This is a genomic window from Prevotella melaninogenica ATCC 25845, assembly GCF_000144405.1.
Classification (GTDB): Bacteria; Bacteroidota; Bacteroidia; order Bacteroidales; family Bacteroidaceae; genus Prevotella; species Prevotella melaninogenica.
The window spans coordinates 1,329,192-1,353,757 of record NC_014371.1 but is presented as its reverse complement, the minus strand read 5'-3'; the positions used below and the strand labels follow the sequence as shown (position 1 = coordinate 1,353,757).

General features: G+C 44.2%; 12 protein-coding genes. 5 read left to right on the top strand and 7 right to left on the bottom strand.

The annotated features are described in order from the left end of the window. Positions 1–898: 898 nt before the first annotated feature. From HMPREF0659_RS12145 to HMPREF0659_RS12125, 5 genes are all read right to left on the bottom strand, one after another. On the bottom strand, positions 899–2,512 hold the full coding sequence (locus HMPREF0659_RS12145; protein WP_013265074.1) for a RagB/SusD family nutrient uptake outer membrane protein: 1,614 nt from the start codon (positions 2,510–2,512) through the stop codon (positions 899–901). Between the two features lie 22 nt (positions 2,513–2,534). Beyond that, positions 2,535–5,642: a SusC/RagA family TonB-linked outer membrane protein gene (locus HMPREF0659_RS12140; protein ID WP_394330199.1), complete on the bottom strand. Its 3,108-nt coding sequence runs from the start codon at positions 5,640–5,642 to the stop codon at positions 2,535–2,537. A 667-nt stretch (positions 5,643–6,309) separates the two neighbouring features. Then, entirely contained in the window at positions 6,310–8,016 is a 1,707-nt protein-coding gene (locus tag HMPREF0659_RS12135) for a hypothetical protein (protein WP_013265507.1), read from the bottom strand. A 27-nt stretch (positions 8,017–8,043) separates the two neighbouring features. Further along, complete coding sequence (locus tag HMPREF0659_RS12130) at positions 8,044–8,247, bottom strand: hypothetical protein (RefSeq protein WP_044046158.1); 204 nt, start codon at positions 8,245–8,247, stop codon at positions 8,044–8,046. A 750-nt stretch (positions 8,248–8,997) separates the two neighbouring features. Then, positions 8,998–9,267 (bottom strand): hypothetical protein, encoded by a 270-nt coding sequence (locus tag HMPREF0659_RS12125; RefSeq protein WP_013265555.1) that lies wholly within the window; start codon positions 9,265–9,267, stop codon positions 8,998–9,000. Between the two features lie 270 nt (positions 9,268–9,537). Between HMPREF0659_RS12125 and HMPREF0659_RS12120 the strand changes: the two genes are divergently transcribed. The 4 genes from HMPREF0659_RS12120 (at position 9,538) to HMPREF0659_RS12105 (ending at position 14,669) form a co-directional block, all read left to right on the top strand. Continuing rightward, positions 9,538–10,356 carry a KilA-N domain-containing protein gene (locus HMPREF0659_RS12120; RefSeq protein WP_013265536.1) on the top strand — a complete coding sequence of 273 codons (819 nt, stop codon included), beginning with the start codon at positions 9,538–9,540 and terminating at the stop codon, positions 10,354–10,356. 269 nt (positions 10,357–10,625) lie between these two features. Continuing rightward, positions 10,626–12,323, top strand: coding sequence for an energy-dependent translational throttle protein EttA (gene ettA, locus HMPREF0659_RS12115; RefSeq protein WP_013265323.1), 1,698 nt, complete (start codon positions 10,626–10,628; stop codon positions 12,321–12,323). 224 nt (positions 12,324–12,547) lie between these two features. Then, on the top strand, positions 12,548–13,432 hold the full coding sequence (locus HMPREF0659_RS12110) for a hypothetical protein (protein WP_226893220.1): 885 nt from the start codon (positions 12,548–12,550) through the stop codon (positions 13,430–13,432). Positions 13,433–14,021: 589 nt separating this feature from the next. After that, positions 14,022–14,669 (top strand): NYN domain-containing protein, encoded by a 648-nt coding sequence (locus HMPREF0659_RS12105; protein ID WP_044046235.1) that lies wholly within the window; start codon positions 14,022–14,024, stop codon positions 14,667–14,669. A gap of 306 nt (positions 14,670–14,975) precedes the next feature. Here HMPREF0659_RS12105 and HMPREF0659_RS12100 read toward each other — a convergent pair whose 3' ends face one another. After that, entirely contained in the window at positions 14,976–18,170 is a 3,195-nt protein-coding gene (locus HMPREF0659_RS12100) for a M60 family metallopeptidase (protein WP_044046157.1), read from the bottom strand. Between the two features lie 654 nt (positions 18,171–18,824). Continuing rightward, positions 18,825–22,619, bottom strand: coding sequence for a TIM-barrel domain-containing protein (locus HMPREF0659_RS12095; RefSeq protein ID WP_013265708.1), 3,795 nt, complete (start codon positions 22,617–22,619; stop codon positions 18,825–18,827). A gap of 799 nt (positions 22,620–23,418) precedes the next feature. Here HMPREF0659_RS12095 and rbr point away from each other — a divergent pair. After that, entirely contained in the window at positions 23,419–24,072 is a 654-nt protein-coding gene (gene rbr / locus HMPREF0659_RS12090; protein WP_013265577.1) for a rubrerythrin, read from the top strand. Positions 24,073–24,566: the final 494 nt, after the last annotated feature.

The window sequence follows — 24,566 nt, the reverse complement described above, 5'->3', positions numbered from 1 at the left end:
TTTTCAAAAGACAATGCAAAGATAAATAAAAAATTAAAAGGTAAGAAAATAAAATGGCAAAAAAGTGGGCAAGTAGACAAGTAAACAAGTAGACAAGTGAACGAGTTGCTTGTAGACAGGGTAAATAAAAGACAAAGTAACATAGGAACAAGGTTTTAAAGTTGACATGTAAACGAGTAGACGAGTAAACAAGTTGCCTGTAGACAGGGTAAATAAAAGACAAAGTAACATAGGAACAAGGTTTTTAAAGTTGACGAGTAAACAAGTAAACCTGCAAACGAGGTATTTGTTACAAAGTGGCTTATCAACTAAACACCTGTTCACCTGTTACCTTGTCTTCTCTTGCAAGTAACTTGTTCACTTGACCACTCGTTCACTCGTCCACTAAACACCTGTTCATCTGTTACTTTGTCTTCTCTTGCAAGTAACTTGTTCACTTGTCCACTCGTTCACTCATCTACTCACCCATCTTGTCAACTTTTTTCAAGCATATAGAGGGCGAGAGGTGGTCTTTTGGCTTCTTAAAGACACCTAATTGGCTGGCAAAAGGTGCCCTTTAAGACCCTTACTAACGCCCTTTTGAAGCCTTAATAAGCACCTTTTAGTGTAGTATTTTATAATCATTTGATTCTCTGCGAGTTACAAACTAACTCACAATACGTGTTTTTCACCTTTATTTCAAGGATTTTATTGAAGGAAATGTCAAGGTTTTTAATATGGATAAAAGCCTCACCCCCCCAACCCCCTCTCCTGCAGAGAGGGGGAGTGCAGGAAACTGTTTGCTTAGGAACGACTAAACAGCTTTTCCAACCATAGGGGTATCTCGCTAATCACTCCCCTCCCTACGGGGGAGGGGTTGGGGGAGGGGCCAGTTGTGACGAGTTCGAGTCAGTTTCCCTTACTTCGCATACCCCGGATTCTGCTCCAACTTAGGATTATCAGAGATATTCCACTGTGGGATAGGCAGATATCTGTTGAAGGTTTGGAACGTACGGTCCTCAACCTTGCTGCTACCACTGACTACGGCACGCATGGTTGGGTCGGTAGCAGATGTGTTAATAGTACCTGTGATACGGTTCAATGGACCATTCAAAACTGTCTCTGCGACCATCTTACCATTGCTTGTCCAACGTAAGATATCAGCACGACGGAGACCCTCACCAGCGAACTCTGAGCCACGCTCACGACGAATCAACTCACGAAGTTTGTCCTTTGTGTTATACTTTGACTGGTCAACAGCAGGCATTCCCACGCGTGTACGCACCTTGTCAATCATTGCATAGACGTTGGCAGAAGGACCATTCAACTCGTTCTCTGCCTCTGCCCATGTCAAGAGCACCTCTGCATAGCGGAAGACAATAGGGCAAGCCTCTGTGTCCCATACGTCAGCATACTGTGTCTTTGGATCTAAGTACTTACGCCATGTGAGGGCAGTCTTAGATGAGTTGGCAGCATTGGTTGGATAGTTAGGATTCTTCTTACCATTGACATTCTCGTCGAGGGTATTGAAGATAGTTCCTTCCCAGTCGCAACCGGGATAGAGAATCGTCATTGCCATACGTGGGTCACGACCATGGAAAGGATGCGTTGCATCATAGCCAGAGCCCGCCTCAGTGATTGTCATACCATTACTCATCTCATAGTTATCAACACACTTCTGTGTTGGAACCACTGATGACCAGCCACCATCGCCATTGTTATAGAGCTGTCCGATAGTGCCCAGTGGGCGAGTACCGCTCTTATACTGTACGGCAAGGATGATTTCTTTTGAGTCAACACCAGCCAACTTAAAGAGGTTAGTGTAGTCAGGATCAAGTTCATACTTACCCAAGTCGATGATAGCCTGAGCAGCATCCTTCGCCTTCTGATAGTCGCCCCAGTAGAGAGCAGCACGCATCTTCATAGCTAAGGCAGCACCCTTTGCGATACGTCCACGTGCAGCAGGAGACGTATTGATATCAGCAATCGCCTCATCAAGGTCTTTGAATACCAAATCCTTCACTTCTTGCTCCGTATTACGTGGCACGCGTGCCTCCTGAGCACTGGTGAAAGGTTTAACGATTGGCACACCACCATAGAGGAAACCCATGCGGAAATAGTTGTAAGCACGGATAGCCTTCACCTGCGCAACGAGGTCTTTCTTTACCGCATCGCTGCTGAATACACACTTATCAACATTCTCAAGGAAGGTGTTACATCTACCAATGATAGTATAATCGTAGAACGACCAACCCGGAGACGATGGTGAGAGCGAACCATTACCGATATTGGTAAAGCCTTCCCAAGGGAAGTTGTTGTACGCAAAGTCAGAGCCAGCGTCCCAATAAAGCAGGGCTCCACCATCTTCCCAACCATCATAACAGCCCACAAGGAACTTCTCAGCATCGTCGCCCGTCTTCCATGTTGTAGATGGTGACATTGCATCCTTCGGCACAGTGGTAAGGTAGTCATTACAAGATGTGAGCGCAAAGGCTGCCACACCTGCTAATATATATGTTCTTACAGTTTTCATAATGTATATCGGGTATTTACGGTTAGAATGTGATATTGATACCGATAGAATGTGAGCGCAGCAATGGATAAGATGATCCACGCTCGCTGGTCACTTCTGGGTCAATATTGAATGGCAATGCATCGAAGGTAAGGAGGTTTTCACCTGCATAGTAGATACGTACCTTCTCAAGTCCAATAGCTTTGAGTGCACTCTTTGGAAGGGTGTAACCCAACTGCAAAGTTTTCAAACGCAAGTAGGCTGTGTTCCACAACCAGAAGGTTGACATAGCACGAGTCATGTCGCTTGGGCTGTTTCCTGTCTCGAATACGCGTGGCAACTTAGCATTGTGATTGTCGTCTGTCCATGAGTCTTTCCACAGTGTTGAAGGGTGGCTGGCATCACCAGAGAACTCACCAAGTACCTCACGATTGTAGATATGAGATACTGCACCAACACCCTGCCAAATCATAGAGAGGTCAATGTTCTTCCATGTTGCACCGAGATTGAAACCGTAGGTAATTGCTGGGATATCAGTATGCTTGGTGTAGATACGGTCGTTTGAATCGAGCTTATCATCACCGTTTGTGTCCTCATAGATAAGGTCACCCGCCATGAACTTACGTCCGAATGGGTTGCCATACTTCGCTGTGTAGTCGTCAGCCTCCTGCTGTGAGTTGAAGAACTTACCAGTAGCCTTGTACATAAAGAAGCTATTGTACTGCTGACCTACTGCTGTACGGCGGTTGCCACTACCAATGTATTCTGTGCCTTCACCCAAGTTGAGAATCTTATTCTTGTTGTAAGCGAAGTTCGCACCAACATTGATTGTCCAATCCTTGTTCAACTGCTTTGCGTAAGCCAATGAAAGCTCAACACCCTGATTGCGCAATGCACCGATATTATCCTTGTAAGCACCGAGTGCAAACTCTGCAGGAGCAGACACGTTCATGATAATACCAGTCGTCTTGCGGTTGTAGTAATCCAACGAACCAGTCAAACCACCGAAGAGGGTAAAGTCAAGACCAACGCCCCATGTGGTTGAACGCTCCCAAGAGATTGTCTCAAGGTGATAGCTACCCTGATAGTAACCCGGAGTGAGCTGACCACCAAATGGATACTTCGCATTGAGGTTGTAAGTGTTCATCCAAGGATAGTAATCGTTCAAAGCGTCCTGATTACCAAGCTGACCCCATGATGCACGCAGCTTCAAGTTGTTCAACCATGACTTTGAACTCTCCATGAATGGTTCCTCAGAGATACGCCATGCAGCAGAGAATGATGGGAAGAAACCCCAGCGATGAGCCTCCGCAAAGCGTGAAGAAGCATCAGAACGGAAGTTTGCCTCAAAGAGGTAACGACCAGCATAGTCGTAATTCAGACGACCGAAGTAAGACACCATTGACAGCTCGCGAGTGTTACCAGCATTCTGCTGTGTCGAAGCATCACCAGCGTTCATATCGGTAAGTTCGTTGTTAGGGAAGTTCTTACGATACATCCAGTCTGGCAGATACTTATAGCGTTCAGTATGCCAACCGAGCATAGCCTTGAAGTTATGCTTCGCAAATGACTTGTCATAGTTTAGGAACGCATCGAAGGTTGTACGATGCCAGTCATAGTGAGCAATCTCTAACTTGTTAGGGTCAGAGGCCTTATTAGGGTTATACTGAATGAACTTTTGGAAGTAAGAGTAACGCTGTGAAGCATCAACATATGCGCCCTGCAGCGTCAACTTCAAGTCTTTCAGAATCTGATAGTCAAGACCAATCATACCCGTAAAGTTACGGTTGTTGCGGTTTACGGTCATTCCTGACTCCAGCCAAGCCATTGGGTTACCATCAGAAACAGTACCATATGTACCATCTTCGTACTTATAAACAATCCAAGGCGCGATGATATTCAGCTGACGAATAATCTGATCGCTACTTCCACCAGCGTATGCACTACTTGCATCGCGATAGTTGTTTTGGATATAAGCGAGGTTAAGATGGGCAGTGATGCGCTTTGACAACACCATGTCGAGATTCGCACGACCATTAAACTGCTCACGACCTGCATTAGGAAGAATACTGCTCTGCTTGAGATAACCAGCAGAAGCCAGATACTTCACATACTCATTACCACCCGTAATGTTCACGCTATGGCGATTCTGCCAAGCGGTTTTGAATGCAAGATCGTACCAGTCGGTATTAGGATAATTGTAAGGGTCTGAACCATCACGGAACTTCTTAATTGCTTCATCAGAGAAACGTGCTGCCTTACCACTACGCTCCAATGCCTTATTATAATAGTAAGCGGCATCGGCAGAATTCATCCTTTCCATCAAGGCTGTTGCATTCTGAATACCAAAATAACCTGAATAACTAACCTTTGGCGCACCGTTCTGCCCTCGTTTTGTAGTTACCAGAATCACACCGTTAGATGCTTTTGAACCATAGATGGCTGCTGAAGAAGCATCCTTCAGAACTGAGATACTCGCGATATCCTCTGGATCAAGCGAGTTGAGCGTTCCTGCTTCAACACCATCAATCAATATATAAGGTGAAGCGGAGTTCAATGTTCCCACACCACGCACAAGAATCGAACCATTGTCAAGACCCGGCGCACCGTCAGCTCCGGTCACCGTGATACCTGGAAGTAAGCCCTGCAAGCCTGAAGACACGTTAGAGATAGGGCGGTTTTCGAGCGCCTTACTATCGAGTTGTGCAACAGAACCGGAGAGGTTTGCCTTCTTCTGAGTTCCATAACCGACAACAACAACCTCACTCAAGGCGCTGTTCTCATCCTTCAGAGTAATGTTATAGTTCGTCACACCACTTCTCACCATGACGCTCTGAGTGGCAAAACCAACATAACTAATCTTCAACTCCGTACCCGGAGCGACAGAGACTGAGAAGCGACCGTCCATGTCGGTCACCCCTACTGGAGTACCATTTGCCAGTATAGAAGCACCAATGACTGGGTCGCCATTAGCATCTTTCACTACACCATTGATACTCTGCTTTTGCTGCTGAACACTCATACTCGTGTTCGCATCCACATTGGCTAATACTGGGGACGGTGCAAATGCCATCAACCCAAGTGCAAAGGAGAAAGCTAAGCGACCACTAACAAATGGTGGGTGCTTTCTGCGACTCTGACTTACTTTCATAAAATTAGACATATATTCTATTGATTTAGGTTTTGTGCTACAAATATAGTCGTTTATACAACAAATACCAAAAGAAATGTTCTTTTTTTTTAATCAGAAGTATTGTTCACGCACACAAGCAATTATAGTAATTCAAAATTCAGAATTCATAATTCATAATTATGATTACTACTATAATCCAGAGTTATTCGAACGGAGTTCTTATCAGTACGTAATAATTATGACAACGCAGACACAAACAGACACAAACAGCCCCTCCCCCTTGCCCCTCCCCCATAGGGAGGGGAGTAAAATGTAACAAAAGCAACTGGCCCCACCCCCCGTCCCCTCCCCCATAGGGAGGGGAGTGATTAGCGAGATACCCCTATGGTTGGAAAAGCTGTTTAGTCGTTTCTAAGCGAACTGTTCCCAGCACTCCCCCTCTCCCTTCGGAGAGGGGGTCGGGGGGTGAGGCTGGAGGGGGTTTGGGGGTGAGGCTTTTTCTTTAGTCCAAAGAAAAGGGAAGACGTAAAATCATCTTTTACATCTTCCCTTTTGGGTTATATTCTTTTCTCAGTCCCCTTCTTTCAGCTCCCCACTGCGTGCATATCCACAAGGATATTGTTGTATCTGCTCCCCTCCCTGCATGGGAAGGAGTCGGGAAGAGTCTGTTGGGTGACCTTATTTATTACTGTCCTACATAGATTGGACGAATGCTGTGCATATTATTCTTGTTAATCAAAGCTTTCTGAGTAGTACCAGAGAAGCCCTGATAAACACCCAAAGAATTGCTCATCATCTGTGGCATGAATGCTGCAGCATTATTGTTAGAAGGATTACTTGTTGAGGTCCAGTATCCACCCTGACTACCTGGCTTATCAATAGCACCAGTATAAGTATAATATATACCAGCCATAGGGAAGAACAGTGCATTGTCGAAATCTGACTTGACAAACTGTCTCAAGTTCTTACCTGCATTAATTATAGCAGCCGTATTACTTGAACCAAGTACTTTATTGTTCTTATCTAAGACTTTACCCTTAAGTCCTTCTGCTACGTTTGGATCAAACAACACACCATAAACCTTGTTGCCATTATCATCGATAAAGTAACCGAGATACTCTGCAGTGGCTTTCATCAGATTATTGAAATCCGTAGCACTTGGAAGTTTCCACTTGTTGTTAGAAGCGTATGCAGCCAAATCACCATGCTTCTTGTCTGAGCTAATAACACCTTGTATATCTCTTCTTTCAGTCCAGAATTGTCCAGTCTTTGTATAGTCGTAAGCATATTCGATATCACCCCATCTGAAGTGATCAAACTTAACATCATTTGGATTATACGAAGGAAGACTCATTTGTAAATCCGAAAGTGGTTCTGTAATTTTCGAAGGTGTATACATATAATAATCCCAAGGGTTCTCTGCAAGGTGATAACCATCTACCCAACCATTAACTTTAGTACCTGTAGAATACTGGAGGTTATACTTACCCCACTTCACACCACCGATTTCAATGTATGGAGGATTTGGAGTAAACTCCTTAACCTGCACTGTAAATGGATAAACCTTAGCAGCAACAAGATTAAAGTTTGGAGTGCTTACTGCGAAACGATAAGACTTATTATCCGTGGTATATACTTCAAATGTAGGGCTGAAGTGGTTCTGTGGCAATATCGCTACATACACCTTCTCGAGTGCTACTGGTGAATTAACTTCTATCTTACCAGTTTCAAGACTCTCTAACTGATTGCTCTGAATATTATAAACAGCCTCTGTAAGAACATTAGAAAGGACGAGCTTCTTGATGTTCGTAAGCTTAACACCACCAGCCGTGAAGTCTAACTCTAAGACAGAATACAACTTTTTCATATCAACGCTACCTGATGCAGAAGCACCATTTACAGTAACCTTTCCTTTTCCATAGCTATAATCAAAGTACTTTAGGTTCTCCTTAGAACCATCTTGACCCTTATTATCATTGATATAACTTGCAGTCATAACTACTGGCATTTTACCTTGATCAAATCCTGTGACGTATGAACCAGGATAGAAAATGCCTAACTCGTCATTATCCTTACATGCGATCACACCATCAAGTGTTGTTCTTGTACCAGTGCTACTTGCAGTTAACACGCCATAACGAGACTCAGAAGAAGAACCCGTAAAGGTGCGGTTAAAAGCCATAAATCTATCACCAGTAACCCACTTATTATCAGCATCAATCTTAACTTCTGAACGAGTTTTTGCATCGCCTGTAGCAATACTCAGCGAACGTACCGCTGTCTCATTAGGACCAACAGGAGCTTTCTCCTCATTATTCAAATCGCTTGAACATGATGTCAAGCCTGCGACAATGACACCAAGGATAAGACCGTAAATCTTCTTGAAATTCATTTGGTTTCTTTTTTTTAATGGTTTTACTTACTCTTCATCATATTGAAATGGATTCTCTTTAGCATTTCCACCCGCAGAAGGCGTAGAAGGCGTAGAAGAACCGATTATGGTATGATCCACCCTTTCAAGGTTTTGGTTTGTAACACGAAGACCTTTACTTCCTGCCAACATAGCTTGCTCAACAGCCATGATTACACATGTACTGCAGGGCTTAACATAACTTTTTTTCATTTAAATTGAGTAATTTAATTTATTGTTTTTTTATATGATTTCTTGTGGAGTAACGCTTAGTGGCATAACACGTGAATACATTATCGTAAACCGTTTTTCGGAATCTATCTTTTAGCTATAATAAGCTTTATTACAAGATTTGGTGCAAAATTACGATAATTTTACCAAACGAAGGATTCTAACATTGTTAAAAGTACAAAAAGGTGTAATGTTTTAACAAATGTTTGAAGAGATAAAAGGGGACCTCCCCCAGCCCCTCCAAAGGAGGGGAGTGTCAAATGGGGTAATGATAAAAAACGAAATCAGCCAAAAGACAATCAGTTTACTCTGCTAATCTTTATCTATTAGGCACTCCCCTCCTTTGGAGGGGTTGGGGGAGGTTCCTGCTTTTGATTTAACTCTCACTCCGTTAGGCACTCCCCTCCTTTGGAGGGGTCGGGGGAGGTGGGTGCGTTTATTTGTAAACAATTTTCTATACGCAGTGTTTTAACATATGGTCTTTTAGCTTCTCAAAGACGCCCTTTAGGCTTGCAAAAGATGCCCTTTTGAGGTCTTATTAACGCCCTTTTGGAGTCCAATTAAGCACCTTTTGCATTACGAGTCTGCAATAATTTGATATACTGTTAGTTACAAAGACGTTTAAAAAGACTGTTTTTGGGTGTTCTTAGGGGTGTTTTCGCCGTTATTATGTAAGGAAAATTCAAAGCGTAAGTGCGATAAGAAAAGTAGGAAACGACTCTGAAGTGTTAGTTACGCCATGAATATTTCTATTATTACAAAATAGGCAACAATTGGGAAGAAGTCAAGCACCATAGCCACGACGAATGCCAGTATGGCTAAGAATGTCCCTTTTCCCAAAGCAAACTTATACGCGCAATAAGCATTGAGCACTATTGCTACTAATAAAAGGATGAAGAGAAACAGCTCGGAACTTACTCCTTTGTCAAGAATAAGTAGACACGCCAGCATCCAAACAAACATATATCCGAACCATCTGTAGGCTGAAGGAGATTCTTCCATAATCGCTTGTTTTATAAGATAATACTTTCCTAATTTGAGGGATAAGTTTCCCTGTCGGTGGGTGTTTGTAAGTAAGTAAAGATAAGAAAACTTCGTATATTTATGTTTGGCTGCCAACACGTTACGTTAGTATTCTGTTAATGATAACCCCTGCAAAGGTAAACATTATTCTTATTTATCAACGATTTTATTAGTATTTTGTTGATAGGAGTGAGCAGGAAGTGAATTTTATATTATCTTTGCACATATATTTATAAAAATAATAATACTATGACAAAGAAGGGAGAAATCTTCGTTAAAGATGTAGCAATTAAGACTATGACAAAAGATGGTATTGATTACATCTGTATAACAGACATTGCTCGACAGAAGAATACTGCTGAGCCTAAAGACGTTGTTAAGAATTGGATGCGCCAAAAGAATACGCTGGAGTATTTGGGTTTATGGGAGAAACTAAACAATCCTAACTTCAAAGGGGTCGAATTCGACCCCCTTTTGGCAGAAGCAGGTAGTAACTCTTTTACTATGAGCCCAACCAGATGGGTGGAGTTGACTGCAGCAATAGGTGTCTTCACTAAGAATGGAGCTGGTGGTGGTACTTTTGCTCAGCGTGATATAGCTTTCAAGTTTGCCAATTGGGTTTCTGTTGAGTTTGAACTTTATCTTGTCATGGAGTTCCAACGTCTGAAAGCTAAAGAACAAGAGTTGATAGGATGGACTGCAAAAAGAGAATTATCTAAGATAAACTATCGCATACATACGGATGCTATAAAGAGTCATCTCATCCCTGAGAAAGTTACCCCTACGCAGGCAAACATCATTTATGCAGAGGAGGCAGACGTGCTGAATGTTGCCATGTTTGGAATGACTGCCAGACAATGGCGAGAGTCTAATCCTGATTTGAAAGGTAATATTCGTGACTATGCTTCTGTAAATGAATTGATTTGTTTGGCGAACATGGAGAATATCAATGCAGTACTTATCAATGATGATATACCTCAAGGGGAAAGACTTGTTAGACTTAATCAGATAGCTATTCATCAAATGCAAATCCTTGAGAGGAATAGTAATAGAAATCTTTTACGGTGATTTCTTTTCGTCAATAAAACAATTGAAAACAATACATATTCTCTCGTTCACAAAGAAGATAGATATAATAGTCTCTGGGGCGTGGTAATTATTAGAAAGTCGCTATATGTTGAGACAATAAAAGACTGAATCCTAAGCGTTCTTCTGTTACCCTGTCTTTTATATTCTCTGTCTTCTTTCCACAAGCACCTTGATTACTTGTCAACTTCTTAACTTGCCAATATGAATTATTTTCGTTATCTTTGCCTACAAAACAAACGAAAGAAGAAATGGCAACAGTAGACGACAAGAAGATTATCTTCTCAATGGTGGGTGTATCGAAGATTATCCCACAGAACCAGAAACAGATTCTGAAGAACATTTACCTCTCGTTCTTCTATGGTGCAAAGATAGGTATTATTGGTCTCAACGGCGCAGGTAAGTCTACGCTGATGAAGATTATCGCTGGTCTTGTGGAACCAACACAGGGTGAAGTGGTATGGAGTCCGGGCTATTCGGTGGGTTATCTGCCACAGGATCCACCACTCGATGAGGCGAAGACCGTGAAGGAGAATGTTATGGAAGGTGTGCAGCATATCTATGATGCACTGAAGGAATACGACGATATCAACGTAAAGTTTGGCTTGGAGGAGTATTACTCTGATGCTGACAAGATGGATAAGCTGATGCAGCGTCAGGCTGAGTTGCAGGATATTATCGATGCAACGGACGCCTGGAACATTGATTCACGACTCGAAAGGGCGATGGATGCACTGCGTTGTCCTAAGGGTGATTTGCCTGTGACCAACCTCTCTGGAGGTGAGCGCCGTCGTGTTGCCCTCTGCCGTCTGCTCCTTCAGAAGCCAGATGTATTGTTGCTCGATGAGCCTACCAACCACCTTGATGCTGAGAGTATCGACTGGTTGGAGCAGCATTTGCAGCAGTATGAGGGTACTGTTATCGCGGTTACCCACGACCGTTACTTCTTGGACGATGTGAGCGAGTGGATTCTCGAACTCGACCGTGGCGAGGGTATTCCATGGAAGGGTAACTACTCTTCATGGCTCGATCAGAAGACAAAGCGCATGGAGCAGGAAGAGAAGTCGGCTTCTAAGCGTCGTAAGACTTTGGAGCGTGAGTTGGAATGGGTGCGCATGGCACCGAAGGCGCGTCAGGCAAAGGGTAAGGCGCGTCTGAATTCTTACGAGCAGATGCTCAACGAGGAACAAAAACAACGTGAGGAAAAGCTCGAAATCTTTATTCCTAACGGTCCACGCTTGGGTAATAAGGTTATCGAAGCACAGCACGTAAAGAAGGCTTTTGGTGAGAAGGTTCTCTTCAACGACCTCAACTTCATGTTGCCTCCTAACGGCATCGTAGGTGTTATCGGTCCTAACGGTGCGGGTAAGACAACGCTTTTCCGCCTTATCATGGGCTTGGAGCAGGCTGATGGCGGTACGTTCGAGGTAGGTGAGACCGTTAAACTTGCTTATGTTGACCAGCAGCACAAGGATATCGACCCTAACAAGACGGTATATGACGTAGTTTCGCAAGGCAACGAGACGATTCGTATGGGTGGACGTGACATCAATTCACGTGCTTATCTCTCACGTTTCAACTTCTCAGGAACCGACCAGAGCAAGCTTTGTTCAGTACTCTCTGGTGGTGAGCGCAACCGTCTTCAGTTGGCTATGGCATTGAAGCAGGAAGGTAATGTCCTCCTTCTCGATGAGCCTACCAACGATATCGACGTGAATACACTCCGTGCATTGGAGGAAGGTCTTGAGGCATTTGCAGGTTGTGCGGTTGTCATCAGCCACGACCGTTGGTTCCTCGATCGTATCTGTACCCACATCCTTGCCTTTGAGGGTAATGGTGAAGTTGTCTACTTCGAAGGTGGCTTCTCTGATTACGAAATCAATAAGGCACGCCGACTCGGCAATGAGGAGATTAAGAAGGGTAGATATAGGAAGTTGATGGAGGAGTAATAAACTGGCCCCATCAACCAATCAACTGGCCAACCAACTGGCCCCACCCCCGACCCCTCCCCCAGAGGGAGGGGCGTAATTAGCGAGATACCCCTATGGTTAGAAAAGATGTTTAGTCGTTCCTAAGCGAACTGTTCCCTGCACTCCCCCTCTCCTTTCGGAGAGGGGGTTGGGGGGTGAGGCTGGAGGGGTTGGGGGGTGAGGTTTCCTAAACAAATACTATTATGAAAACATTACTTTGCAAATCCAAGACAAAACCGATTTTGTTCGTACTTTTCTTCTTATGTTTCTCCATTTATGGTAAGGCACAGACCGCACCAAAGAAGTTGACTGCGCCCTCTCCAGAGCGTTTCCAAGCTATCAATGACTCTATCCTTGCGGAAGGAATGTGGTTGTATACTTATGAGAAATTGGCGTGGCGAGCTACTGATTCGCTTATGAAATATAATGTCAAGAGAGAGGAAATCAATTCTGCTACCGCTTTTGAAGAAGGAAACCTGACATGGCGTTATATCTTTGCTAACCTTGATAAGGAACAAACCGTCTTTGAACTGACGCTCCACTTGAGTAACGACACGAGTTTCTATGTCTGTTCTGCCACACCACGTAAACTTAAACCAACCGAGATTGAACAGCTCAAAGCAAAGCAGATTGCACCGCGTAAGGTCATAAAAGAGAAGGGAGATAGTATTTTCTTGGCTAACACTTCTGGCTTGAACTGGGACTTGCTCCCTTTGGAGAAAGGTGGTTATAGACTCTACCTCCTGCATGGTACAACAAAACATGGGGTGATTCCTATCGGTGATGACTACGCTTTCGACTTTGACAAGGATATGAACATACTCAGTTGGCGCAGGTTTCATCGTAGTTTTCTTGAGCAACCAATAACAATGAATGGTGAAGAGATAACAGAGGTAATACACTCACATACTCCGATGACACCTTATTTCACAACGACAGATATCGCTAACTATATGCTTTATGGTTGCGACCTGTATGGGATAAAGAGGTTCTCCGTTCTCTCAACAGCCTTCGCAGATACTTCTTACCTCACTACGTTTGATGTCGAAAAGATGAAACTGACCTCGACTGTTTATACGGTAAAATAACTGTTAACTTTGAGGTTTGAACTATTAACTTTGAACTTTGAGGTTTGAACATTGAACTTTATAATCAGAACTACGAACGACTACGAATGGCACGAATGGCACGAATGGCACGAATGACACGAATTCTTTTGCTAAGTGATTCGTGCAATTTGCGTAATTCGTAGTCGCCTTTAGAATTTGAACTACGAATGGTACTAATGGCACGAATCATTATAAGAAGGTAGTCCTTGAAAATAATTTTGCTGTCATTACTGTCACTTACGATTACGTTCTAACTTATTGATTTACATTGGGACTACTTGAAATGTTAAAAGTGACAGCAAATAAAAACTAAACTTATAACGTGCGATAATCGTATCTCTGGTTAAAGAGTTCTTATCCTTCCATATACTGGGAGTATATCAAAAAGCTCGTAATCAATATTGTCTTTTTCATTGCAATAAATTATCATATCCAACAGAAAATAATGGAGAAAAAACTTGGAACTTATCTTTTAATTTTATACTTTTGCAGTATTAAAAGCATCGCTCTGCTTTCTTGCAGAGTTTCAGCCACTTCCGAGTGGCTTTTTTTATTTAATCTACATACTATGCCAAAGAGAGTAACATTCTATTTCGATGGTTTCAATTTCTATTTTGCATTGAAACGCAAAAAAAAGATTTCCCCTGAATGGAAGGATTTTTATTGGTTGGATTTAGTCGCTTTCTGCGAAAGTTTTCTCGGTCCCGACCAAGTTCTTGAAAAGGTGATTTACTTCACAGCTTCTCCTCTTAGCCCACAGAAGAACAGTCGCCAGAGTGCATTCCTCAATGCAAACCGCATCCTGCATTCTGATAAGTTTGAAGTTATTAGGGGTAAATACATGTCTAAGCAGATTGAATGTCCCTATTGTAAATATTCGATATCGAAACCTGAAGAAAAAAGGACCGATGTAAACATCTCAGTCCGTATGATGGCTGATTGTGTTCAAGATAAAACAGATGTTATTGTACTGATAAGTGCGGACACCGACCTTATCCCTCCATTAAATTTTATACATACAAATTATCCTAATAAGAAGGTCAAAGTCTTTTTCCCACCAGGCAGCCACGCTCTTGAATTACATAATCACCTCAGAACCTTTCATAGCAAATGGGTATTTCTCGAAAAGAATGAACGTCGATTTCGTAATGCTGTCATGCCCCATACTATCACAGTTGGAAATCAGTCTGTTTCTATACCTGAGAAATGGAAATAGTTAGTAAGTACAAAAAGGACTAATAATAGAAAAAAGACAGAGTAACAAACGAACGTATTACTCTGTCTTTAAATCTTATAAAGCCTCACCCCCAACCCCCTCTCCTACAGAGAGGGGGAGTGCAGGAAACTGTTTGCTTAGGAATGACTAAACAGCTTTTCCTATCATAGGGGTATCTCGCTAATCACTCCCCTCCCTATGGGGGAGGGGTTGGGGGTGGGGCCAGTTGCTTTCGTTACATTTCACGCCCCTCCCTTTGGGGGAGGGGACGGGGGAGGGGCCAGTAATGGCTGCTGCTTCGGCTTCTTACTTACCCACTACCACCTTCTTACCACCAACAACATAAACGCCATTAGGTAAGCCTTCGAGGGCTGTCTCTGGGTTCACCTTACTACGAACGAGGACACCATAGATGCTATAAACATCTACCTTACCACCGTTAGCCTGAGCTGAGAAGGTCTTGATACCCAATGGAACAGTGCCTGGGTCAACCTCAGAACCGTCTGAACCGCAGACCTTAATAACGATATTGTTCTGTGCATCCTCCATCACCTTCTTAGGAATAGTGAATGTCTTGGTGTTCGCAAAGTAAATGAGATTACCCTTACTATCGTAGATCTTGAAACCTACCACGTGGCTGTTCTTAGCCTCCATAGTATAGGTGCGACGACCATTAGCATCGCTCTGCGTCTTGATAATAGCATAACCCTGACCAAGGCTGTCTGGACAGAACTGATCCCATGAGCCGAAGTCGCCCATAGTACCAACACGTACGGCACCATTGAAGTCCTCACGCATTGTGCCAGGAGCAGCACCAGGATAGATAGCTGGGGTAGGACGGATATGATCGTCAATGAAAATCATATTGTTTGCAGGGCCCTTAGGGAACTGCTGCATGAACTTCTTCGCCTCCACCCACTGTGCTCTCGTGGTATACATGGTTGTGTTGCTGTAGTCACCGATAACAGAACCGTTCACATCATAGAAATGTCCCCATGCCTCAAAGAAGCTTGAGAGGTCTTGATTGGCTGCTACACAACACGCTTTAGCAAAGAGTAAGTAGTCGTTCTGACCCTGACAGTTGGCTGTTCCCTGACCTTCAAGGCGGTGGGTACGGAGATAATCGAGGCACTTATGCCAGAACTGATCATCAAGACCAGTCGAATGGAACATCATATAGAGCTTGTAGTACATCTGCGTTGTACCCCATGTGCCATATTCAAACCACATCTTCTTATTAGCAAAGCGGTCAGCATAGGTTGAAACTGCACTCTCGCAAACACCTCTATGCTCCTGACCATCCACGTCAGTATAATTACAATGCTCTGAACGACTGGTTACACGACCAGAAGTAAACATCACCATATTAGAGTACATATTGACAGAAATCTCCGTCATACCTGCCGTATTGAACAGCTGCTGGTGGTTATGACCGAACTCATGAGCAGGACCCCAGAGTGTACCATTACCCCACTTCATCTTGTCGTAGTTGAGTACGTCAGCCAAAGTGTTGTAGTTATAGTAGGTACCACCTGTTGTAGCATACATATAACCATGGTCAACGGCAGTAGCATTGAGGACGTTGTTGCACTTATCACGCTTAGCGGCACGGAAGCCCATGAGGTCGTCCTCACGCTGTACGATGCTGTTCCAGATCTCAACAAGTTCCTTCATGTGAACAGGAGTGTAGTCCTTGCAAGCCTGGCTTGGCATGTTCATAACAACCAATTCGCCCTTCATATTGAACGCCTTAGCCCAAACAAGACCGTCAGACTGCATCTTCTGCCAGTCCTCATTGGTATTACCCTTAGTAAGATCGAAGTAACCATTCACCTTACCACCCTCTATGTGGATGTTCATAGGCTTATAATCTCTAAGGTACTTACCGTTGTTGAAGGTACGACCGATATAGTTAACAAACACGTTGTTCTCGCCCTGATTGAGGATAATATTCAATCCCTTCTTCAAGTTATGGTACTTACCAGCACTGCGTGTACCCAATGGTACGAGCTCAATCTGCACTGTTGCATCCTGTGGGATGTCATCGCCAAGGAAGACAAAGAGGTCTTCGCCATCACGAGCAGTTACACCTGTTGGGTTCGTCATACTACCATAATCGTAGCCGATACCCATTGAACGCGCCCAAGCACCATAGTTATTCTCGCTGTAAACCTTATAGTCAGCGATACGGAACTGCTTCTCCCAGTTGCGACCACTTGGATAAACGGTCCAGCTCTGGTTCTTAATCTTCAACACAACCTCCTGCAAACCCTGTGGCACACCCTCGGTAGTCATCTGCGCCTTCAAAGCCTCATCGGTCATCGCCTTAGTAGCGGCAGTAACCTCCGTAGCGGCACTGTTAGTGAAATACTTTGCAACAGCCGTAGCGTACCTGTCTACATTTCTCGTCAAGTCAACACGTGCCTTGTAAGCATCCTGCTGTTCCTTGAGCTTTGCCTGATCGATTGTAGCCACCTTGAAGACCCACTTATTAGCCTCGTTGTTCACATACCATCCTACTGGATGATAGCCCTGACTCTCAGCACAGTGAATACCTACGTTGTAAGCATCAACCATCTCGAAAGTCAATACATATGGGTCGCTTTCGTTAAGATTGAACTCAAAGCCATTGCCCTGCTCCTCAGATGTTGTATAGTAACGGCTTGTCTGACCATTCTGCTGAGCAATATACTTACCTGTAACAGCATTCTGGAAAGCATAACGACCGCTACCCAACTTCACTAATTTCCAACAGTAGCTGTAGTCGGTATCAACGAAACCACCCGTAGACAGCTCTCCAACAATATAGTCCTCACGCATTGCTCTGCCGTAAGTATCAGACACAATCTGATAGTACTTATTCAAATCCTTACGTGGGTCAACAATCTTTGTCAACTCAGCCAAACGATCAAGAACCTGCTGCTTGCTGAGAGAAGTCACTGGATCAAGACGAAACTCACTTGGTCCGAGTGCTATTCTGCCGTTATCTGTCAATGGATACCAACGTACAACGTTTCTCTGAGCATCGAGGTGCCAGCAGAATTGGTTTCCTCCTACATTATCATTATAGATATTGAAGTAAGACTTACCCGTACCACTTGACTGTGACTGATAAACAATCTGGAACTTATGAGCGTCGTTGCCTGTCTTATAAGGGACACTGTTACCATTGACATTCTGCACATACTTACCATCCTTCAAACTCTGAATGGTATACTTGTCGCCCTTAGCATGAAGGAGAAAAGCATTAGAATAGTCTGCAGCAAGAGACGTGTAATTCTTTCCATGCAAACCACTCTCGTCAACATAGACATGGAGGTCTGTGCCTGCCTGACGCTTGTCATTAACAATGAAATAAACTCCCGCCTTGAGTTGCTGGTTCTCCCCCTCAGCTGTTGGAGCAGCTGACAGAATCGAAGCCTTCGCAACACTTGGCATAACAGCGGTCAATGCCATTGCCGCCATCAGAGACTTATTGCGTAAAAATCTTTCGAATAACATATATGTAAAAAATAAATAATTGTTCTCTTTAGTTCTCTTCGATAATATTCAAGCCCCTATTCATGCACTATTAAAATTGTGTGGACGGCTTGCACCAACGGTGTTTACCCTCTGCACACTCCGTGCTAAAGCTTCGCACATTCCTTAGATGTGATTAAAACCGAATCGGTTAGTAGATTACAATGCTCATAAAGCTTACTAATTATATTGATTTCTAATGCCTTTTATTTTCTTATCAGCATCGTGTCAGTCTTCGTACCTTGGCGTAGTCTGCTACGTTGGCGCTGCAAAGATAGACAAACTAATTGATATTTATACAAAATAAGTTTAGAATCTAATGACAGATTCGGGTTTAAAACTATGACGTAATGCCACACGGAAAAGTTCAAAGATAGCATGGAGGTTTTTAGAAGACAAGTTGACAAGTAGACAAGTAGACAAGTAGACAAGTTAACGAGTTATATGCTTTGTGACATATAACTCGTATACTTGTTAACTCGTATACTTGTTAACTCGTCTACTTGTTAACTCGCCCACTCGTTTACTTCTTACGGGGTATCCCGCATTTCACTCCCCTCCCTTTGGGGGAGGGGTAAGGGGGAGGGGCCAGTTGGGTGTTAGGTGGGGGGTGTTAGTTGTTAGTTGCTTGCTTTTCTACAACTCCACCTCTCTCAACTGCTTATCCACCAACAAGCCCTTGGCAGTTGTGTTCTTAACAGTGAATGGTTTGAGGGCTTTCATACGGATGACGAGGAGGTCGGCATCGCCATTGATCGTATGGTGGTCGCCCACATTCACGAAGGTTGGATAGAGAACCTGAGAACCATCGCTGTGATGACGGTCGTAGGTGAGGTTGCGCATTACCATTGATGGGTCGGTCTCAACCTTAACGAACTGCAATTCCTTCGGACTATATGGGAAGATAAGGTTGAAGGCATTGACTGACTGCAGGTCCTTACCCTTCACCTTGATGATGACATCGTCGCCTGCAGCATAAGACTTACGGTTGTATTCGTAATAAACCTTACCGCCAACAGGGGCTACGTCATCGTCGTTCCAACCATCCTCAAGGTGCATGGCAACATTCGAAATGTCGTAAGCATCAATGAGACCGTTGCCGTTGATGTCACCACCAGAGATATAACCATCGAAGTCGGCATCGCCCTTCTTAAGTCCTGTATAGTTCATATAAGAGGTGAAATCGTTCTCGTCTACCTTACCATCAAGGTTGATATCGCCCGGCAGAATAGTCTTTGTACCCGGCACCTTGAAGACATAGAACTCACGACCAGAGCCGAAGTTGCCAACAGCTTCCTTCACGCTCACCTTCACATAACGTGCCACTGGGTGGGTAGAGAGCGTCACTTCCTTCGTTCTACCGTCACGAGCCCACTGCTGTGGACCGATTTCTGTCCAGTTTCTACCGTCTTTGCTGACAGCGATATCGCACTTCGTAATCGTACCGTTACCGCCATTTGCACGTGGAACATACTGCAGTTTGTCGAGGGTGTTGGTGCTATGAAGGTCGACAGTGAAGTCGAATGGCACCGCCTTCGTATAATAATAGGTGTGCCAGATGTCGCCAGTCGTACTGAAGTCAACGAGTCGATGGATTTCGAAACCTTCCATATCGCGGGCAGTAGAGGTTGCGGTAAGTCCTTGGATAGCATACTCTAATGGGTTGACAGCCGTCTTCACGTGTAGCGGCGTCCACTCGCTTGCACCCTCGCTATTGACTGCACGCACCTTGAAATCATAGTCGGTGGCAGGCTGGAGATCGTCGAAGAGGAGTGAATTGTGGCGGATAGTGGTATAAGTCTGACCGTTGAAGGCTATCTCATAGTAGTCAGCATTCTGCACAGGCTTCCACTTTGGAGTGACACTATACGACTGAATATCAGCCTCGAGGAGCTCTGGAGCTGTCAAGGCACCCTTCTTTCGCAAGGTTTCATTAGACTTATTCAGACGTACGAAACCCTCCACACGGAGTTCTACAGCCTCCTTTGTGATGTCGCAGGAAGACAAACGCACGATGATTTGGGCATTTTTAGTTACCAAAAGGCGTTCCATCTCGCTGTTAGCCGTTGAGAAACGGTTGATATTCGAAGCCTGAACATACTGCCATGTGTTATCGCCCTGCTCTGCTTCTGTGAGTCGAATCTTCTTCCCACCGATAACGGCTGTGAGCTTCTTAGGCTTTGCATTGGTGTTCAGATAGAAGGTTGTCGACTGATTTTTCACCATTCCATCGAACGATCCTTCGGTCTTGTCGATACTTACGGTCAACACCTGCTTATCGTTAAGATCGGAGGTGATGCGGGTTGTAGCCTTCTCATTAGCGAGATATTTCTGTGTTGTACCGTCGTCATCATAGAGTGTGAACTCGGTCTTGCCGTCTGGATAGAGTTCAAAGACACGACGGTTCTTGTCAATCTCAGAAGGATTATTATTCGGATTAACCATCGGAATGATAGCACCCGACTTCACCAAGACAGGCAACTTCCAGATGGGTGCGAAGTAATCGTTGAGTATGCAACCACCTTCGTAAGTAGCACCCGTGAAGTAATCGTACCATGTTCCCTTTGGTAGGTAGATACCATTGCGCACATCGTTGCCCTCCTTGTCGGCTGCCGTGTTCTGATAGACAGGTGCCACGAGGAACGAAGGACCATACATATATTGGTAGCGTGTAGCACTGCTGTGGGTGTAATCGTTGCTATCATCAAGGAACATCGCACGCATGAGTGGCTTACCAGTCACCGCCTCATGGGCACATGAGTAGGTGTAAGGCAGGAGTATTGACTTGAGTTTGAGATAAGAGCGGTTGATACTTGTGGCTGGTTCGCCCAAAGCTTGTGGATACTTAGGGTTGCTACCCCACCCATCCATATTCAACTGCATTGGTGTAAAGGTCTTCCATTGGAAGTCACGAATGTTCACTGGTAGGTTCTTTCCACCGAAGATACCGTCCATATCGCTCGTAATATTACCCATTCCGGAGAGTCCAGAGCCGATATAAGTTGGGATGTGGAAACGGATATACTCCCACTCGCCACCGGTTTGGTCGCCCGACCATACACCGCCATAACGCTGTGTACCAGCCCAGCCGTCGAGGGTGATAATGAACGGACGCGCATCGCTGCCGTAGTAAGGCATGATATTAGCCACATCGGCAATACCATTGAGTCCAAAGGAATAGCCCGCACCGACCCATGCTACGTCGGTCTTCAAGACACGTACGCCTGCATCACGCACCTCTTTCACGATGTCACGCTGTAAGAGTGCTGGAATGCTGTCGACTGGGTGAAGGTTTGACTGGGTCCATAGACCTATCTCTACACCGTTCTTACGCGCATAGTCGCCAAGGCTCTTAAGGTTGGCTATATTACCATCGAGGGTAGTTGTCTGACCATATCCAGCTCCATATCCATCGTTAGGCAGAATCCAACCCAATGGCATATCGTCTTTCTTATAACGGTCGATAACGGCACGAGCAGAGAACTGATAGTTCTGCTTCTCGCCATTGAGGCTTTCCTTGATACCGCCATTGTCCTTCTGACTTTCTACATATCGCTTGCCGTCTTCAAAAAGGATTCCCTTACCTTCTTCGGTTGTCTCCTTCCAATAGTCGCGGTTGTAGGCATTGAGGTGGCCCTCATAGAAAGCAAACTTTGGCAACAAGACGGGGTTACCGGTCAGCTGATAATAATCTTGAAGCAAAGAAACTGGGGTTGTATCGACCATTAGGAAGAGGTCGAGATAAGGCATATCGTGACTAATCGTCACCGTGTTCTTATCCGTACTTCCGAAGTCGTAGGCACCGGGAGCAAAGGTGTAAGGCATGGCAGCATAGCCCCCTGTTGACCAATAGAACGGAGCTGGCGAAGCAACACCGCCATCAGTCCAGCTGTTGGTATTGACAATCTCAATGCGTTTGCCACGATGTGAGAAGCGCCCATTTTGTACACCGCCACCATAGAAATACTCTCCTGCTGCATTGGCAAGGGTTACAGTGGTGCGATTCTTCTGGAAGTCGACTCCCTTCACCTCCTTAATAACCTCCTTACCATTGCGAAGGTCGGTGACAGTCATCAGACCTGTGTTGCGATCGAAGCGCACACGTACCTCAGCGGTTGCGACTGCCACGTCGGCATCGGTCGCATTAACGCTCAACCGTCCAGCGTTCTTACGTGGATTATCGAGGAGGATACGTGCTGGAGGATTACTAACAGGGTCACGAACGATGCCACCCTTTGGGTCGCGAAAAAGGCGAAATACATTCTGACCATAGAAGTCTACTGTCATCACGCCACCGTCGCTATAAGTAATCTCTACCGTTGTTGGATTGATTTGTCGAATACCACTCACTGCCTTTCCGTCAGCGAACGCGGTCTCTCCCACTGCCAATAACAAGGCAGCAAGTAAAATCTTGGCTTTCTTCTTTTTCATTTTATAGATCTCGTCGCCCGTCCCCAAGCTTAGGTTTACTTGGTTCCCGAACTCCTTTTGGTTTTTAGCTAATAGTTGTTTTTGTTACTGAGTGGCAAAGATACACCATATTTTTATAAACTACAATTATTTAACTAATATTTTTTTAACTAAAAACTTCTATACTTTGAACTCTTTTACCTTTGAACTTTGAACATTGAGCTTTGAACATTGAACTTGGAACTTTCTATGACTACGAATTTCGCTAATTACGCAAATCCTTATTACTAAATAATTCGTGTCATTCGCGTAATTAGTAGTCATTAAAGGTACATATCATAAAGTTCAAAGTTCAAACCTCAAAGTTCAAAGTATAATGATTCGTGGCATTCGCGTAATTAGTAGTCATTAAAGGTACATATCATAAAGTTCAAAGTTCAAACCTCAAAGTTCAAAGTATAAAAATTCGTGTCATTCGCGTAATTCGTAGTTAACTTTATGATTGGAACTTGGGGTTTGAAACATCCTATTTGGAAACGTGAAACACAGAGGTTTTTTGTCTTTTATGCGCCCTGTTAGTACTATTCATTCATTAATTATTCGTTGTCTAAATAGGTCGTTTGGTATAAAAAAAGAGCGATTAAAGTTGACAGATTCGGAAATAATTAATACCTTTGCACCCAGAAAGATTGTAATAATTACAGAGCAAGAACACAATAGATATCCAACTGACTGTCAGTGGGTATAAAAGTGATAGTATTCGTAATTCATACACAAATCATATTATAATACAAGAACATTATACAAATACAAGAACATTATGAAAAAGAAATTTATTTGCACCGTTTGTGGTTACATCCACGAGGGAACAGAGGCTCCAGCAGAGTGCCCAGTATGTCACGCTAAGGCTGCGAAGTTCAAGGAGTTCAACCCAGAGGCTTTGAAGGGTACAAAGACTGAGCAGAACCTTAAGAACGCTTTCGCAGGTGAGAGCCAGGCACACACTAAGTATCTCTACTATGCTTCAAAGGCTAAGAAGGACGGCTATGAGCAGATTGCTGGTTTCTTCGAGGAGACAGCACGCAACGAAAAGGAGCATGCTAAGATTTGGTTCAAGTTCCTCCATGAGGGTGATATCCCTACAACAACTCAGAATCTCGCTGACGCAGCAGCTGGTGAGAACTACGAGTGGACCGATATGTACGAGCAGATGGCAAAGGATGCTATGGAAGAAGGCTTCCCTGAGTTGGCAGTTAAGTTCCGCAGCGTTGGTAAGGTTGAGAAGCACCACGAGGAGCGTTACCGCAAGCTCTTGAAGAACATCGAGGATAGCGTAGTATTCTCTCGTGAGGGCGACTGCATCTGGCAGTGCCGCAACTGTGGTCACATCGTTATCGGCAAGAAGGCTCCAGCTGTTTGCCCTGTATGTAACCACCCACAGAGCTTCTTCCAGGTTGAGGAGTCAAACTACTAAATCGACGCAATAATAATTCCACAGCGTTAGTCACATACCGTGCCAAGGTCTTTGCGGACCTTGGCACGGTTTTTTGTTGCAAGTGGACAAGTGAACGAGTAGACGAGTTAGACATGTGAACAAGTAGACAAGTAAACAAGTTGATTGTAGACAGGATAATTGAAGACAAAGTAACAGGAGAACAAAGTTCTTTCGAGTAACAAGTGGACGAGTGGCTTGCTATAAAGGAAAACTTGTTCTTATGTAACTTTGTCTCACTTTGAAGTGGACGAGTTGACAAGTAGACGAGTTGACAAGTTGCTTGTTAACCTATCTACTTGTTAACCATGTTACTCTGTCTCCTTCACAAGCAACTTGTTTACTCGTCTACTTGTCAACTTACCTTGTTACTTTGTCTCCCTTCACAAGCAACTTGTTAACTCGTCTACTTCCCACCATAACAAGCAACTTGTTTACTTTTTTAACTTGTCCACTTGTTCACTATCATTCAGAAG

Excerpts from the sequence above, each read along its gene's own strand:
- HMPREF0659_RS12135 (WP_013265507.1), bottom strand. The coding sequence starts at position 8,016 with ATGAATTTCAAGAAGATTTACGGTCTTATCCTTGGTGTCATTGTCGCA.
- HMPREF0659_RS12140 (WP_394330199.1), bottom strand. The coding sequence starts at position 5,642 with ATGAAAGTAAGTCAGAGTCGCAGAAAGCACCCACCATTTGTTAGTGGT.
- HMPREF0659_RS12130 (WP_044046158.1), bottom strand. The coding sequence starts at position 8,247 with ATGAAAAAAAGTTATGTTAAGCCCTGCAGTACATGTGTAATCATGGCT.
- HMPREF0659_RS12145 (WP_013265074.1), bottom strand. The coding sequence starts at position 2,512 with ATGAAAACTGTAAGAACATATATATTAGCAGGTGTGGCAGCCTTTGCG.
- HMPREF0659_RS12095 (WP_013265708.1), bottom strand. The coding sequence starts at position 22,619 with ATGAAAAAGAAGAAAGCCAAGATTTTACTTGCTGCCTTGTTATTGGCA.
- HMPREF0659_RS12120 (WP_013265536.1), top strand. The coding sequence starts at position 9,538 with ATGACAAAGAAGGGAGAAATCTTCGTTAAAGATGTAGCAATTAAGACT.
- HMPREF0659_RS12125 (WP_013265555.1), bottom strand. The coding sequence starts at position 9,267 with ATGGAAGAATCTCCTTCAGCCTACAGATGGTTCGGATATATGTTTGTT.
- HMPREF0659_RS12105 (WP_044046235.1), top strand. The coding sequence starts at position 14,022 with ATGCCAAAGAGAGTAACATTCTATTTCGATGGTTTCAATTTCTATTTT.
- rbr (WP_013265577.1), top strand. The coding sequence starts at position 23,419 with ATGAAAAAGAAATTTATTTGCACCGTTTGTGGTTACATCCACGAGGGA.
- ettA (WP_013265323.1), top strand. The coding sequence starts at position 10,626 with ATGGCAACAGTAGACGACAAGAAGATTATCTTCTCAATGGTGGGTGTA.
- HMPREF0659_RS12100 (WP_044046157.1), bottom strand. The coding sequence starts at position 18,170 with ATGTTATTCGAAAGATTTTTACGCAATAAGTCTCTGATGGCGGCAATG.
- HMPREF0659_RS12110 (WP_226893220.1), top strand. The coding sequence starts at position 12,548 with ATGAAAACATTACTTTGCAAATCCAAGACAAAACCGATTTTGTTCGTA.